The 15027-nt window shown below is 73.5% G+C and carries 10 protein-coding genes; 4 read left to right on the forward strand and 6 right to left on the reverse strand.

Features of this window, described 5'->3' with window-relative positions; translation table 11 throughout:
- Positions 1-58: 58 nt before the first annotated feature.
- The 3 genes from AB0M80_RS37965 (at position 59) to AB0M80_RS37975 (ending at position 6113) form a co-directional block, all read left to right on the forward strand.
- Positions 59-2956, forward strand: a complete 2898-nt coding sequence (locus AB0M80_RS37965; RefSeq protein ID WP_364574614.1) for an AAA family ATPase — start codon at positions 59-61, stop codon at positions 2954-2956.
- A 68-nt stretch (positions 2957-3024) separates the two neighbouring features.
- Positions 3025-5490 (forward strand): PEP/pyruvate-binding domain-containing protein, encoded by a 2466-nt coding sequence (locus tag AB0M80_RS37970; protein WP_364574616.1) that lies wholly within the window; start codon positions 3025-3027, stop codon positions 5488-5490.
- Positions 5490-6113 carry a hypothetical protein gene (locus AB0M80_RS37975; protein WP_364574618.1) on the forward strand — a complete coding sequence of 208 codons (624 nt, stop codon included), beginning with the start codon at positions 5490-5492 and terminating at the stop codon, positions 6111-6113. The genes AB0M80_RS37970 and AB0M80_RS37975 overlap by 1 nt, the downstream gene beginning before the upstream one ends.
- Here AB0M80_RS37975 and AB0M80_RS37980 read toward each other — a convergent pair.
- The 5 genes from AB0M80_RS37980 to AB0M80_RS38000 all read right to left on the reverse strand — a co-directional run bounded on the left by AB0M80_RS37980 (position 6106) and on the right by AB0M80_RS38000 (position 13334).
- Positions 6106-8373 carry a glycoside hydrolase family 3 N-terminal domain-containing protein gene (locus tag AB0M80_RS37980; protein WP_364574620.1) on the reverse strand — a complete coding sequence of 756 codons (2268 nt, stop codon included), beginning with the start codon at positions 8371-8373 and terminating at the stop codon, positions 6106-6108. The two genes, AB0M80_RS37975 and AB0M80_RS37980, sit on opposite strands and share 8 nt — an antisense overlap.
- 71 nt (positions 8374-8444) lie before the next feature.
- Positions 8445-9659, reverse strand: coding sequence for a cytochrome P450 (locus AB0M80_RS37985; RefSeq protein WP_364574622.1), 1215 nt, complete (start codon positions 9657-9659; stop codon positions 8445-8447).
- A 243-nt stretch (positions 9660-9902) separates the two neighbouring features.
- Positions 9903-12161, reverse strand: a complete 2259-nt coding sequence (locus AB0M80_RS37990; RefSeq protein ID WP_364574624.1) for a heavy metal translocating P-type ATPase — start codon at positions 12159-12161, stop codon at positions 9903-9905.
- Between the two features lie 18 nt (positions 12162-12179).
- Positions 12180-13097 carry a hypothetical protein gene (locus AB0M80_RS37995; RefSeq protein ID WP_364574625.1) on the reverse strand — a complete coding sequence of 306 codons (918 nt, stop codon included), beginning with the start codon at positions 13095-13097 and terminating at the stop codon, positions 12180-12182.
- A 30-nt stretch (positions 13098-13127) separates the two neighbouring features.
- Positions 13128-13334: a heavy-metal-associated domain-containing protein gene (locus tag AB0M80_RS38000; RefSeq protein ID WP_364574627.1), complete on the reverse strand. Its 207-nt coding sequence runs from the start codon at positions 13332-13334 to the stop codon at positions 13128-13130.
- A 411-nt stretch (positions 13335-13745) separates the two neighbouring features.
- Between AB0M80_RS38000 and AB0M80_RS38005 the strand changes: the two genes are divergently transcribed.
- Positions 13746-14183, forward strand: a complete 438-nt coding sequence (locus AB0M80_RS38005; RefSeq protein ID WP_364574629.1) for an STAS domain-containing protein — start codon at positions 13746-13748, stop codon at positions 14181-14183.
- 55 nt (positions 14184-14238) lie between these two features.
- Here AB0M80_RS38005 and AB0M80_RS38010 read toward each other — a convergent pair whose 3' ends face one another.
- Positions 14239-15015, reverse strand: coding sequence for an endo alpha-1,4 polygalactosaminidase (locus AB0M80_RS38010; RefSeq protein ID WP_364574631.1), 777 nt, complete (start codon positions 15013-15015; stop codon positions 14239-14241).
- Positions 15016-15027: the final 12 nt, after the last annotated feature.

Here is a 15027-nt window from a genome sequence, read left to right on the forward strand (position 1 = left end):
TACTGGCGCGGCACACGACGGTACGAGAAGCTTCCAGGGTGTGAGGAGGCGAGTGGCCGTGGCCGTCACCGGGAACGCGGACGTTCCGCTGGTCGGCCGTGATCGTGAGGTGCGGCGGCTCGTCGAGTGCGCCGGCCGGGTCCGGGCCGGCGGGGCCGCGGTCGTGGTCATCGAAGGTGAGGCCGGGATCGGGAAGTCGCGGCTCGCCCTGGCCGGCCTGCGGTGGGCGCGTGAGGACGGCTTCACCGGATTGTGCGGCAGCGGGGGGCCGCTGCAGCGCGATCTTTCGTACGCGGTGGTGGTCGAGACCTTGCGACCGCTGGTGCACGGGCCCGCGGCCGACGTCGCCGAGCTGGTCGACGGACTGGGTGACCTCGCCCGGCTGTTCGACGGTCTTCCGGTCGCCCGGCCCGCCCCGCTCGGCGACCCGGGTTTGGAGCGCACCCGGCTGTTCGAAGCGGTGTGCGGCCTGGTGCGCCGCGCGAGCCGCCGCGGACCGCTGGTCGTGCTGATCGATGATCTGCACTGGGTCGACTCGGAATCACTCGCCGTCTTGCACTACCTGGTCCGGGGGCTGGCCGATCGCCCGATCCTCTTCCTGCTCACCTCCCGTTCCGGTGAGCCGCGACGGGAGGTCCGGGAACTGTTCGCCGCCTTGCGGCGCAGTGACGTGCTGACCGAGATCACCGTTGAGCCGCTGGGGCAGGACGACGTCGGCTCGCTGGCACGGGCGTTGCTGGGTGGTGAGCCCCCGGCCGCGCTGCTGCGGGCGCTGACCGGCCGGACCGGCGGGGTGCCGCTGTTCGTCAAGGAACTGGTCGGTGCGCTGGTGGACAGTGGAGCACTGGTGCGGTCCGGCGACCGGTGGGCGCTCGGTGCCGGCGACCTCACCCCGGTGCCGCGCGTGGTCGGCGAACTGCTGCGCGACCGCATCGAATCGCTGGCCCCCGCCGGCCGCCGCGTGCTGGACACGCTGGTCGTGTTCGGTGGGCGGGTCACCCACGCGTTGCTGCGCGAGGTCGTCGCCGACGACGCCCTGCTGCTCGACGGGATCGCGCGGTTGCGCACCTTGAACCTGATCGACGAGCAAGCGGGCCACGGTGCGGTGGCGTACCGGGTCACGCACCCGTTGCTCGGCGAGGTGGCCTACGACCTGCTCCCCGCGGCCGCCCGCGGCGAGCGGCACGCGGCGGCGGCTCGTGCCGTGCTGCGGATCGCTCCGGACGACCTGCGCGGCCTGGCGTTCCACGTGCGTGCCGCGGGCGAGGCCATGGCGGCGGAGCAGTCTTTCGACGTCCTGGATCGGGCGGCCCGCGAAGCGATCGCGGCGAGACGGGGCGACGAGGCGGCGGCGAATGCGCGCGCCGCCCTCGAGGTGGCCGCCCGGCTCGGCCGCGCGGAGGTGTTCGGTGAACTGACCCGGCTGCTGGCCGAGGCCAGCCAGCTCGCCGGCCGGCCGGAGGACGCCCGGACCGCGTGGCTGGCCGCGGCGGAGCTGGCCGGCGACGACGTCCGGACCCGGGCGCGGTGCCTGGCCGACGCCGCCATGGCGGAGTGGGAACGCGGCCACGTCGACGCCGCCGAGGCGCACCTCGCGCAAGCCGCCGAAGCACTCGCCGACGTGCCTCCCGGCCCGGAGCACCTGACCGTCACCGAAGCGCGCGTGCGTGCCGCCGGACGCCGCGGCGACACCGTCGCCGAACGGCGGCTGATCATCGAGCTGGCTCGGCTCGCCGAAGCGACGGGGTCCCGGCGCGACCGGGTCAGCGCGGACGTCCACCGGGTCGCGTCCGCCTTCACCGGCGGTGATTTCCGCACCGGCCTGGCCGGGGTCGACGCCGTGGTGCGCGAAACCGACGAGCTCGGGGATCCGCTGATGGCGGAGCTGGCCACCCGGACGGTCTTCATGCTCGTGCTCAACGGCGGCGACCTCGCGCTGGCCCGGGCCCACGCGACCAAGGCGCTGGCCGGGGCGCGGGCGGCCGGGGTGCCGACGCTGGAGGTCGTCCCCCTGCTCCTGCTCGGCTTCGCGGACCTGTACGGCGGCCGCTGGGACGACGCGATGGCCCGGTCCTTCGACGTCCTGGAACTGGCCCGGCGGGTCGGCATGGTCCGCGGCGCGGCCTTCGGGTTCGCGCTGCAGGGGATGCTGCTCGCCCGGCGCGGCCGGTTCGCCGACGCCGCGAGCCGGGTCACCCAGGCGCGGACCCACTACGGGCACTGGCCGGACGTCGACCGCCGGGTCTTCAGCGTCCTCGACCAGGTGACCGTGGAGATCGTCCTCGGCCGGGACGGCGCACCGGCCGCGGTAGGCGCGGCCGCGGAACTGGTCGCGCACCGGCCCGTGCTGCTGCCGGTCGCGCTGGCCACCCTCGGGCGCGCGGCACTGGGCGCCAACGACGTCGTGACCGCGCGGCGGGCGGCGGACCGGCTCGAAGCGCTGGGCGACGAGGTGCGGTACCCGGCCGCGCTTTCCCGGTGGCTGCGCGGCCGGATCACCCGCGACCCGGCGCTGCTCGACGCGGCCGTCGAGCGCCTCGCCACCGCGGGGATGGTCTACGACGAGGTGGTGGCCCGGCTGGACCGCGCGGAGCTGCTGACCGGCCGGCCGGACCACGGCCACGAGCTCACGGCCGACCTCACCCGGTGTGTCGAGGTGCTCGACGAACTCCGCGCGCGGCCGCAGGCGGACCGGGCGAGGCAGTTGCTGCGGCGGCTCGGTCAACGCCCGGCGCCCCGGCCCACCCGGGGCCGGCCGAGCGAACTGAGCGAGCGCGAGGAGCAGGTCGCCCGGCTCGTCGCGCAGGGCCTGTCCAACGTCGAGGTCGCCGACCGGCTGTTCATCAGCAAGCGGACGGTCACCACCCACCTGCAGAACATCTACGGCCGGCTCGGTCTCGGCTCGCGCACGGCGCTCACCCGCTACGTACTCGAGCGGCTGCCCGGAAATACGTAGTCCGGCCGATGCCGCCCTCCGTGCGTAGCGGGCGACAGTGGAGTCACCCGATCCGGATGGAGCCACCGATGACGACGTCCCAGGCCGTACTCCTGCCGCTGCCGCAGGCCACCGACCGCCGCCTCGCCGGCACCAAAGCCGCCACGCTCGCGGCACTGGTGGCGCACGGGTTGCCGGTACCCGAGGGCGTGGTGCTCCCGGTCGGTGTGTTCGCGCAGGCCCTGGCCGCGGCCCGGGAGCCGCCGGCCGCGCGGCTCGCGCTGCCCGACGAGGTGCTCACCGCGCTCGTCGAGGCGGTCCGGCCGTGGGGTGACGTCGCGCTCGCCGTCCGCTCCTCTTCGGTGGACGAAGATCTGCCCGGCTCTTCCTACGCGGGGCAGTACTGCACGGTGCTCGGCGTGCGTGGCCGGGACGCACTGCGCGCGGCCGTGCTGCGGTGCTGGACGTCCGCTTCCGATGACCGGGTCGTCGCCTACTCCGGGGGTGTGGGCGAAGGGCCGGCGATGGCGGTTCTGGTGCAGCCCATGGTGCCCGCGGCGGCCGCGGGGGTGGCGTTCACCGCCGACCCCGTCACCGGCCGGCGGGACATCGTGGTCATCGACGCCGTGCCCGGCCTGGCCGACCGGATGGTCTCCGGCGAGGTGACGCCGGAGCGGTGGACGGTCCGCGACGGCCGGGCCCACCGCGAGCCGGGGGCCGACGCCGCGCTCGACGCCGGCTCGGCGCTCGCCGTCGCCGAACTGGCCTGCGTGGTCGCGCGGTTGCGTGGCGCGCCCCAGGACGTCGAATGGGCGCTGGCGGAGGGCGAGGTGGTGCTCCTGCAGGCGCGGCCGGTGACCGCGCTGCCCGCCGCTCCGGTGCCGCTGCCGGTCGAAGTACCGGCGGGCTACTGGGTCCGGGAGAGCAGCCACGCGCCGTTGCCGTGGACGAGGCTGAGCCACGCGGTCTACCAGTCGCGGGTGGCGGCGATCCGGACCGCGGTCGGCGAGCTGGGCCTGCTCGTCGACGGGGTGGACCTCCGCGACATCGGGGGCCTGGAGTACCTGCGGATCGTTCCGCTCGGCGGCAAGGAGCCGGTACGGATACCGGGCTGGGCCGTGCCGCTCGCGTTCCGGCTGGTTCCGGTGCTGCGGCGGCGGGTGCGGAAGTGCGTCGCGGCGATCCGCGCCGACGTCCCGATGCGGCACGTCCACCGCTGGACCGCGCAGTGGCGGCCGGACTTCGAGGCCCGCGTCGCCACGCTGCAGGACATCGATCTCGGCGGGCTCGACGACGACGCGCTCGACCGGCACGTCCGGTCGGCGCTGAGCCTGTTCGCCGACGGCTTGCTGATCCACTTCCGGCTCCACCTGGCGCTGGCGATGGTGCTCCGTGAGTTCGCGCTCGCCTGCCAGGAACTGCTCGGCTGGGACGACCGGGCGTGGCTGCGGCTGGTCGCCGGCACCTCGGTGCGCTCCACCGAGCCCGCCCGCGCACTGGCGGAACTCGCCGCTTACGTCACCGCCCGTCCGCGGCTGCGCCGGCTCGTCGACGAGCCGGCGGCGGACGTCCTCGCCGCCGACGCCGGCTTCGCCGCGCGGTTCACCGCCTACCTGCGCCGGTACTGCTGCCGCACGCTGAGCTACGACCTCTCCGAACCGGCCATCGACGAGCGGCCCGACCTGGTCCTCGCGCTGCTGCGCCAGCAGCTGGCCGCCGGTTACGACCCCGGGGCGCGGGACCGGGAGCTGGCCGGGCGGCGGGCCGCCGCCACCGCCGAGGCGCACGCCTTGCTCGCCGGCCACGACGCGGCCGCCCAGGCGCGGTTCGAAACGGCCTTGGCCCGCGCCCTCACGGCCTACCCGATCCGCGAAGACAACGAGTTCTGCACGGTCAGCGCACCGGGTGCGCTGGTACGCCGGGCCGTGCTGGAGGCCGGCAGGCGGCTGACGCGCCGCGGCCGGCTCCCCGACCCCGCCGCCGCCTTCCACCTGCGCCCGCCCGAGCTGCTGGCGGCGTTGCGGCTCGGCGACGACCTGCACGCGCTGGTCGCCCGGCGGGCCGGCGAGCGGACCTGGGCCCTGGCGAACCCCGGTCCCGCCAGTCACGGCACCCCGCCGCCACCCCCACCGCCCATGACGTCCTTGCCGGCGGAGGCCCGGTTCGCCAACGAGGCCTTTCTCTGGTTGCTCGACCGGATCCTCGCGCCGTTGCCGGCGCAGGACACCGACAGCCAGGTCGTGCGCGGGATCGCCGCGTCACCCGGCAGCTACACCGGGGTGGTCTGCATGCTGCGCGACGAGACCGAGCTCGGCCGGTTGCGGGCCGGCGAGGTACTGGTGTGCCCGATGACCTCGCCCGTCTGGTCGGTGGTGTTCCCGAGTGTCGGCGCGCTGGTCACCGACGCCGGCGGCACCCTGTCCCACCCGGCGATCATCGCGCGGGAGTACGGCGTGCCGGCCGTCGTGGCCACCGGCGACGCCACCACGCGGCTGCGCGACGGTCAGGTCGTCACCGTGGACGGCACCACCGGCCAGGTCCGGGTGCAGCCGTGATGTCGGTCGACGTGGTGGCCCTCGGTGGCGGGATCCTCTTCCTCCTCACGGCGATCGTGGGCGGCGGCTTCACGATCCGGGAAATAGCGCTGCCCCGGGTGCCACGGTGGGCGAGGGCGGTGTCCGCGGTCTGCGGGATTCTCCTGCTGGTGCCGTTCACGCTGGGCATCGTGGGCCGCGGACCGGCCCCGGACGAACCGGTGGCGGCGGTCGGCGGCCAAGACCGCCGGCCGCCGCCGGCGGGCCGGAGCGGGATCGAGGTCGATCCCGCCCCGGCCACCAGCGGCGATCACCTCGAGCTCAGGGGACTCGCGGTATCGGTGCGCAACGACCCGCCGCGGGCGGGAGACACCCTGACCGTCAAGTACTCGCTGACCAACGTCGGCGAAGAGCCCGTCCAGCTGGAATACACCTTCGCCGGCGCCCGAGACCCGGCCGGCAATCACGCGGATTCCGAAGGCGGGAACGAAAACCGGGTCCTGGGGCGCGGCGAAGCCGTTCAGGTCGAGGGCCGGATCTTCCTCGGCGAGCCCGGGGCTTGGCGGGTGTGGCCGTGTTATGCCCTCCCCGGTGATCGGTACTGCCCCAACAGATGGAAAGCCTTCGTGGTCGCGGTCAGGTGACGGTGAAGCTCGCGGTCAGGGTGGCCGCCGAACTGGTGCCGACGTAGACCTCGATCTGGCCCGGCTCGACGCGGAACCGGGCCGCGTTGTCGTAGAAGCCGACGTCTTCGGGGGTGAGGGTGAACGTGACCGTCTTCGACGCGCCCGCGGCCAAGGTCACCCGTTCGAAGCCGCGCAGCCGCCGCACCGGCTGGACGATGCTCGCCACCGGATCGCGCAGGTACAGCTGGACCACCTCGTCGCCCGCGCGGGTCCCCGTGTTGGTCACCTGGGCGCTCACTTCGAGCCGGCCGCCGCGGGCGGGCATCCGGGTGTCCGACAGGCGCAGGCCGTCGACGCGGAACGTCGTGTACGACAGGCCGTGGCCGAACTCGTAGAGCGGGCCGGACTCCAGGTCGAGGTACTTCGACGTGTACTTGTTGGCCGGGTCGGCGGGCCGTCCGGTGTTCTCGTGGTTGTAGTAGATCGGGATCTGGCCGACGGCGCGCGGGAAGCTGACCGGCAGCTTGCCGCCCGGGTTCACCGTGCCGAACAGGACGTCGGCGATCGCGTGGCCGCCCTGCACCCCCGGCGCCCACGCCTCGAGGACGGCGGGCGCGTTGTCGTGCAGGTACGGGATCGTCAGCGGCCGGCCGTTGACCAGCACCACCACGAACGGCTTCCCGGTCTCCTCGATCGCGGCCACCAGCTGCTGCTGCACACCGGGGAGGTCGATGGTGCTGCGCGCGGCCGCTTCCCCGCTCATCGCGGCGGTTTCGCCGACCACGACGACGGTCACGTCGGCCGCGCGGGCCGCCTGCTGCGCGGCGGCGAACCCGCTGGTGTCGGCCCCCTCGACCGGGCAGCCCGCGGTGTAGGTCACCGTGGCCCCGGGTGCCGCGGCCTTGATCCCGTCGACCACGGTCACCGGCGGCGTCGTGAAGGCCCCCGTTCCCAGGCCCGCCCAGGTGCCGTTCAGGTCGTAGGTGGCCGCGCCGAGCGGGCCGACGACCGCCACCGAACCGACCGACTTCGCCAGCGGCAGCACCGGGCCGTCGTTCTTGAGCAGCACCATGCACCGGCCGGCGGCCTGGCGGGACGCGGCGAGCGCGGCCGGTGAAGGCGCTTTCACCTCGCCGGACTCGTCGACGTACGGGCGTTCGAACAGCCCCAGCCGGACCTTGACCAGCAGGATCCGGCGGACGGCGTCGTCGATCTGCTCGTGGGTGATCCGGCGCTCGGCCAGCAGCCGCTGCCCGAACCGCACGTAGTTGGTGCTGACCATCTCCATGTCGACACCCGACGGCAACGCGGCGGCCGCGGCATCCGCGCCGTCGCCGGCGAGGCCGTGCAGGATCAGCTCCTCGACGCCGGTGTAGTCGCTGACCACGAACCCGCGGAAGCCGTAGGCGCCCTTGAGGACGTCGTGCAGGACGTAACCGTTGCCGTGGGCGGGCACGCCGCTGATCGTGTTGAAGCTCGCCATCACGGTCGCCACGCCGGCCTCGACGCTCGCCTTGAACGGCGGCAGGTAGAAGTTGTGCAGCCGCTGCAGCGAGACGTCGACGGTGTTGTAGTCCCGGCCGCCTTCCGCTCCCCCGTAGGCGACGAAGTGCTTGGCGCAGGCGGCCAGCCGGTCCGGCGAAGCGAGGTCGTCACCCTGGAAGCCCCGGACCTTCGCGACGGCCAGCCGGCCGGCCAAGTAGGGATCCTCGCCGTACCCCTCGGCGATGCGCCCCCAGCGCGGCTCGTGGGTCACGTCCATCATCGGGGCGTACGTCCAGTGGATCCCGCTGCGCCGGGCCTCCCGCGCGGCGACCGTCGCGTCGGCGGCCGTCACCCCGGGATCGAAACTCGCCCCCTGGGCCAGCGGGATGGGGAAGTTCGTGGTGTAACCGTGGATCACGTCCAGGCCGAAGATCAGCGGGATGCGCAACCGCGTCCGTTCGACGGCGATGCGTTGCAGGGCGTTGAGCTTCGCCGCGCCCACGACCGAGAAGACGCCGCCGAGCCGGCCGGTCGCGAGCGCGGCTTGGGCGGCGGCTTCGGTGCCGACGAGCTGGAGCTGGCCGAGTTTCTCGGCGAGGGTCATCTTCCTGAGCAACCCCTCGACCCGATCGTCGCGCTCGGGGCGGACGGCGGGATCCGCCGCGGCGGGCGGGGCGGACAGAGCCGCCACACCGCCGGCGGCGAGGAGGCCGCCGACCCCGGCGAGCAGGCTCCGCCGGTTCACCCCCTCGTCGGTCGCAGGAGCGGCTTCGTGCCTCTCGGGCTGTTCCATGGCGGGACCCTTTCGCGCGAGAACGACAGCGGACAGGACAAGCAGGAACGCTCGGTTTCCCGGTGGATCCGTCACCGGGTGAGCGGCAGGGCCGCCATCCCGCGCAGCGCCGGGTTCCGGCGGCGTTCGACCGCACCCTCGATCCGCAGCGTCGGGAAGCGTTTTCCCAGCTGTTGGAGCAGCACGGTCATCTCCAGCCGCGCCAGGGCCGCGCCGAGACACAGGTGCAGGCCGTGCCCGAAGAACAGGCCCCGGCCGGCGTCCCGGGTGATGTCGAACCGGTCCGGGTCCGCGAAGCGCGCGGGGTCCCGGTTGGCCGCTCCGATGAGCACCACGAGCACGTCCCCCGCCGGGATCTCCACGCCGTCGAGCACCGCCGGCCGGACGGCCGCGCGCTGGCTCATCTGGGCGGGCCCGTCCCACCGCAGGATCTCGTCGGCCGCGCCGGCCGCCCGCCCGGGGTCACCCGCCAGCAGCGCGAACTGCTCCGGATGGGTCAGCAGCGCGTGGACGCCGTTGCCCAGCGCACCCGCGGTGGTTTCGTAGCCGCCACCGAACAACACGACGAGCGAGTTGAGCACCTCGTCGGCGGACATCAGCTCCGCGCCGGCGGTGGGCCGGGCCAGCAGCGCGGACGTCAGGTCGTCACGAGGTTCCGCACGCCGCCGCGCGATCAGGTCCGTGAAGTAGGCACGGAATTCGACGGCGGCCGCGTCGACCTCGGCACGCAGGTCCACCGGCATCGCCGGGTCGACCTGTTTGCCGATCAGGTCGGTGACGCGGCGGAGCCGGTCGTGATCGGCTTCGGGCACGCCGACCAGGTCGCCGATCACCGCCATCCCGAGCGGGTAGAGCACCGTGCCGACGAACTCGGCCGCGGATCCGTCCGCCGTCGCGTCGGCGAAGCGGTCCAGCACCCGGTCGGTAGCCCGGCGAACCGCGGGCTCCAGCTCCTGGACCCGCCGGACGGTGAAGTCGCGCATGAGCAGCCGGCGCTCGCGCGTGTGTTCCGGCGGGTTCTTCCACGGCAGGAGGTCGGCCAGCAGCGCCATGGCCGGGTTGTCGCGCCAGCCCGGCCTGTGCCGGTCCCGCCACTGCGCGTCCAGCACCAGGAAGGTCTCACCGTCGGCGAGCACCGGCCGGCAGTCGGCGAACCGGCTGAGCACCCAGCCGCCGAAGACTTCGCTGCGGAAGATCGGGGTCTCTTCGCGGAGCTTCGCGTAAACGGGGTACGGATCGGCCAGCCCGGCCAGGGACAGCAGGGCTTCGTCGGCGGCCGCGGACATGGTGCTCCCTCCGGTGGGGAAACGGCTCCCGCAGTCTTGTCCCCGGCCCCCGCGCCGGGGCAGGGCCGAGGTCCCGGCTTCACCCGGATGGCCGGGTGCGGAACCAGGATTTCGGTGGCCCACCGGTAGTCCGGCTTGCCCGACGGGGACCGTTCGATGCGGGGCACGACGCAGGTCAGCCGGGGCAGTTTGTACCGGGCGACCAGCGGCGGGCGCGTGGCTGTCCGCACCACCGAAAGGCCGTCAGGCCTTCGAGGAGCTGGTGAATCCGCGCAGCCGCAGGCTGTTGCCCACGACGAACACCGAGCTGAACGCCATCGCCGCGCCCGCGATCATCGGGTTCAGCAACCCCGCCGCGGCCAGCGGCAGGGCCGCCAGGTTGTAGGCGAACGCCCAGAACAGGTTGACCTTGATCGTCCGCAGCGTCCGCCGGGACAGCCGGATCGCGTCGGCCACCGCGCGCAGATCACCGCGCACCAGCGTGATGTCACTCGCCTCGATCGCGACGTCCGTGCCCGTGCCCATCGCCAGCCCCAGATCAGCCTGGGCCAGCGCCGGCGCGTCGTTCACGCCGTCCCCGACCATCGCGACGACCTTGCCCTCGTCCTGCAGCCGCTTGACGACGTCGAGCTTGTCGGCGGGCAGCACCTCGGCGATCACCTCGTCGATGCCGACCTCCGCGGCCACCGTCCGGGCGACGGCCTGGTTGTCCCCCGTGAGCAGCACCGGGGTCAACCCGAGCGCGCGCAGCTGGGCGACCGCTTCGGCCGACGTCGGCTTGACGGTGTCGGCGACCACCAGGACACCCCGGGCAGCGCCGTCCCAGGCCACCGCCACCGCGGTGTGCCCGCGGTCCTCGGCGGCCGCTTTCGCCGCGGCCAGGTCCTCGGGCAACGGCTGGCTCCACTCCTCGAGCAACGCCGTGCGGCCGACCAGGACCGCGTGCCCGTCGACGACGCCCTGCACCCCGAGGCCTTCCACGTTCGTGAAGTCCTCGACCGCCGGCAGGTCCCCGGCCCGTTCCCGGGCACCGTGGGCGATGGCCGCCGCGATCGGGTGTTCGGAGGCGTCCTCGAGCGCGCCCGCCAGCCGCAGCAACTCCGCCTCGTCGACGCCCTCGGCGACGTGCACACCCGTGAGGGTCATCCGTCCGGCGGTGACCGTGCCGGTCTTGTCCAGCACGACGGTGTCGACGCGGCGGGTGGACTCCAGCACCTCCGGCCCCTTGATCAGCACACCCAGCTGGGCGCCCCGGCCGGTCCCGACGAGCAACGCCGTCGGCGTGGCCAGGCCGAGCGCGCAGGGGCAGGCGATGATCAGCACCGCGACGGCAGCCGTGAAGGCGGCCGCTGTGCCGACGCCGCTGCCGAGCCAGAACCCGAGCGTGGCCACGGCCAGCCCGATCACGATCGGCACGAACACCCCGGACACCCGGTCGGCCAGGCGCTGGACCTGGGCCTTGCCGCTCTGGGCGTCCTCGACCAGCTTCGCCATCCGGGCCAGCTGCGTGTCCGCTCCGACGCGGGTGGCCCGCACGACCAGCCGGCCCCCGGCGTTGACCGTCGCCCCGGTCACCGCATCGCCCTCGCCGACCTCCACCGGCACCGACTCCCCGGTGAGCATCGAGGCGTCGACCGCGGACTTGCCGTCCTCGACCACGCCGTCGGTGGCGATCTTTTCACCGGGCCGCACCACGAACCGGTCCCCCACCGCCAGCTCCGCCGCCGGGATCCGGACCTCGGCGCCGCCGCGCAGGACGGCGACCTCTTTCGCGCCCAGCTCCAGCAGCGCCCGCAGCGCGGCACCCGCGCGCCGCTTGGACCGCGCCTCGAAGTAGCGCCCCGCGAGGATGAACGTCGTGACACCGGCGGCGACCTCGAGGTAGATGTTGCCCGCCCCGTCCGACGGCGCGATCGTCAGCTCGAACGGGTGCACCATCCCCGGCGTCCCCGCGGTGCCGAACAGCAACGCCCACAGCGACCACGCGAACGCGGCGAGCACGCCCATCGACACCAGGGTGTCCATCGTGGCCGCGCCATGGCGCAGGTTCATCCACGCCGCCCGGTGGAACGGCCACGCGCCCCAGGTGACCACCGGCGCGGCCAGGGTCAGCGAGATCCACTGCCAGTACGTGAACTGCAGCGCCGGGACCATGGCCAGGAGGACCACCGGTACGGCGAGCACCGCACTGGTGATCAGCCGCTGCCGCAACGGCCGCGTGGAGCCGTCTTCGTCCACTTCGGACTCGGCGGCGGTCTTCTCCGGCCGGGGCAGCGTCGCGCGGTACCCCGCGGCTTCGACCGTGGCCACCAGCGTGGCCGGGTCGACGCCTTCGGGTGCGTGCACCCGTGCCTTCTCCGTCGCGTAGTTGACCGAAGCGGTGATGCCGTCGAGCTTGTTGAGCTTGCGCTCGATGCGGTTGGCGCAGGACGCGCAGGTCATGCCCCCGATCGCGAGTTCGATCTCGGTCACCGGGCCGGCTACGGCCGTGGTGCTGGTCATGATCGTCTCCTTTCGCGCTCAGTGGCCGTGACCGTCGGCCGGAGCCGAGGCAGGCGCGGGGGCCGCTGGTGTTCCGGCGGTCGTGACGGTGAACTCGGCCGTCCGCACGACACCGCCGTGCCGGAAGTCGAGGAACAGCCGGTAGGTCCCCGCGCTGGGCACCTCGGCGGCGAACTTCACCTGCGGCCCGGCGGCCGTCTTCCCGTCGCCGGGTTCGCCGTCGGGGTGGACGTGCAGGTACGCGAGGTCACCGCGGCGCAGCGCGACCAGGTGACCGTACGCCCCGAGGTAGGGCTGCAGGTCGGTGACCGGGACGCCAGTACGGCTGACGGTCAGCGTCAGCGGCGATGTCTTCCCCGCCGTCAGGTCGCCGGCGAGCTCGACGGTGTAGCCGTCGACCTGGGCCGTGCGGCTGGGCGGGTAGGTCGCGGGCTGGTAGTTCCCGGCGACCGAGAGGTCGACGCCGAGGGTCATGGGATTGCCGCCGGTGGGCGCGAAGTCGGCGAAGGCGCGGTAGGAACCGGCGGCGGGCAGGTTGAGCGGGACACTCCACCTGCCGTCCGGGGCCATCTCGGGGTGGACGTGCTGGAAGCCCGCCGTGTCCCGGCGGACCACGATCAAGTGCAGCCGCTTCTCGTGCTCGACGTCGAACGCGGTCACCGGCTTCCCGTCCGGTCCGGTGATGGTGAACGCGAACCGCCCGGGTTCCGGCGCCGGGTCGGCGACGGTGAAGGTGTAGCCGTCCTTGCTCGCGGCGAGCCCGCCCGGCAGAGCGTCCGCGGCGGCCATCTCCGCGTGGCCGGGCACGCTCCCGTCGTGGGTTGCGTTCTCGCCGGCGGCCGCGACCGGACCCGCCGTCTTCCCGACGGCGAATCCGCCGGCCGCGAGCAGAACGAGCGCTCCGCCGAACAAGGCCAGCCGTGCTGTGGTGTTCATGGTCGACTTCCCTCGGTCGAGGGCCGGCGGTCAGCCGGCGAGCTGGTAACCGGCTTCCTCGACGGCCGCGCGCACGCGCGCTTCGTCGACCGGCTCGGCACTGGTGACGGTGACGGCCCCGGTGGGCAGGTCGACCGCGACGTCGGTGACGCCGTCGAGCGCGCCGACCTCCTCGGTGACCGAGGCGACACAGTGCCCGCAGGTCATGCCGATGACGGTGTAGGTGCTCTGGCTCATGGTGTTCCCCTTGGTGGACGATCCGTTCGCAAGGTTCACAGTACCCCTAGGGGGTACCCGTATCAAGTGACCCCCGTCTCGCCGGACGCGGCGGGGAGGCGGTCCATTGTGGACCGCCTCCCCGCCGCACGTCGTCCTCGCCCGGCCGCTCGTCACAGTGCGATACACCCAGCCGGGGGGTACCCCGGCGGCCGGTACCTGCTCGCCGCCGCGTCGACGCTGGTCAGAGTGGACAGAGCGGCCTGACTGTGGTACGAACGGAGCAACCAGCGGTTGAGTCCACAGCCCGCCACACCCTGCGCCGCGCGGACCGGCCGGCTCCCGCACCCTCCTGTCGGCCGGACCACAGCCGTATCCGTGGCGCCCCCTCTCGCCCGGGAGGTACACGTGTCCGCTTCGTCCCCCGCACCTGTGTCCGCAGCCACGGCCGCCGGCACCGCTGCACCCGTCCGCCACAGCGCCTCGATCCCGGCCCCCCGCTCGCAGGTCGACGCCTTGCTGCGGCTGACGCTCAGCCGTCCCGCCCCGGCCACGGCGGTGATCACGGTCGACGGCGAGCTCGACCTGCTGACCGCACCACGGCTGGCCGAGCTCCTCACCGCCCGGCTGACCACCGCCGTGCGCACCCTCGTCGTCGACCTGTCGAAGGTCGCCTTCCTCGGCTGCGCCGGTATCGGGGTACTGGCCCGAGCGCAGTGCCACGCGCAAGCGACCGGCCGGGAGCTGCGCGTCGTGACCGGCTCCGACCACGTCGACCGGATCCTGCGGCTCACCGGCCTGCACGAGGACTGGCGGTGTTACCCCGAGCTCATCGCGGCACTGGCCGAGGACCACAGCCGACGGCGCTGAGGAACGACGTCCCTACCGCGGCGAGCGGAACGCGGCGGCGAAGCGGCACGTGCCATCAGCAGGTGCGACGGACGTATCCGTCTTCCCCGGCGGGGACGACGAACTCGTCACGCTGGACGATGCTGATCTTGCCCCGCCACGAGGCACACGCCTTGCTCAGACCGGAGTTCGTGTATTCGACGTCGACGACCCGGTTCCCGAACGGGCCCGTGTACGCGTCGCATTCGGTGTAGTGGCCGCATTCCTCCACCACCGCGAAGTCCAGACCGTTCGCGCTGCGGTTGCCGGCCAGCTCCGCCGTGTTCTTCTGGGCGATCGCCAGCCCCTTCGCGTGGGCGTGCGCCGCCAGCAGCTTGATGTAGTCCTGGGCCTGGGTCGTGCTGATCAGGTTCTTCGACCGCGAATAGCTGTCGTAGTTGTCCGGCTCGACGGCCTGGAACCCCTTGCCCGCACAGCTGTCGATGACCCCGTTGATCTTCGCGGCGACCCGGTTGCGCTTGTCCGCGGTGCGGATGTCGAGCAGGGTTTCCTGCCAGTCCGGGTCGACGACCTTGGTGCCGTCGGCGTCCCGCAGCAGCAGATCGGCACTCCACTCGCCGTCGTGACCCGGGTTGATCTGGAAGGCGTTGATGTAACAGATGTTGTACTGGCCGCTCGCCGCCGAATCCGCGTTATCCCGGCTCACGATCTCGACGCCGGCAGGCGGGGAGTACGCCCCGCCGATCTGGTAGTCCCACCCCGCGGCGGGCGGCGGCAGCGTCACCGCCGCCGACGACGTCCCCGCCGTCGCCACCAACCCGGACGCCGCCAGGACCGTGACAGCGGCCGCCATCCACGATTTACC

The sequence above is a fragment of the Amycolatopsis sp. NPDC051045 genome, assembly GCF_040682955.1.
Lineage (GTDB): Bacteria > Actinomycetota > Actinomycetes > Mycobacteriales > Pseudonocardiaceae > Amycolatopsis.

Bases quoted from the DNA above. Each gene is read 5' to 3' on its own strand.
- AB0M80_RS37970 (WP_364574616.1), top strand. From the start codon at position 3,025: ATGACGACGTCCCAGGCCGTACTCCTGCCGCTGCCGCAGGCCACCGAC.
- AB0M80_RS37975 (WP_364574618.1), top strand. From the start codon at position 5,490: ATGTCGGTCGACGTGGTGGCCCTCGGTGGCGGGATCCTCTTCCTCCTC.
- AB0M80_RS37980 (WP_364574620.1), bottom strand. From the start codon at position 8,373: ATGGAACAGCCCGAGAGGCACGAAGCCGCTCCTGCGACCGACGAGGGG.
- AB0M80_RS37985 (WP_364574622.1), bottom strand. From the start codon at position 9,659: ATGTCCGCGGCCGCCGACGAAGCCCTGCTGTCCCTGGCCGGGCTGGCC.
- AB0M80_RS37990 (WP_364574624.1), bottom strand. From the start codon at position 12,161: ATGACCAGCACCACGGCCGTAGCCGGCCCGGTGACCGAGATCGAACTC.
- AB0M80_RS37995 (WP_364574625.1), bottom strand. From the start codon at position 13,097: ATGAACACCACAGCACGGCTGGCCTTGTTCGGCGGAGCGCTCGTTCTG.
- AB0M80_RS38000 (WP_364574627.1), bottom strand. From the start codon at position 13,334: ATGAGCCAGAGCACCTACACCGTCATCGGCATGACCTGCGGGCACTGT.
- AB0M80_RS38010 (WP_364574631.1), bottom strand. From the start codon at position 15,015: ATGGCGGCCGCTGTCACGGTCCTGGCGGCGTCCGGGTTGGTGGCGACG.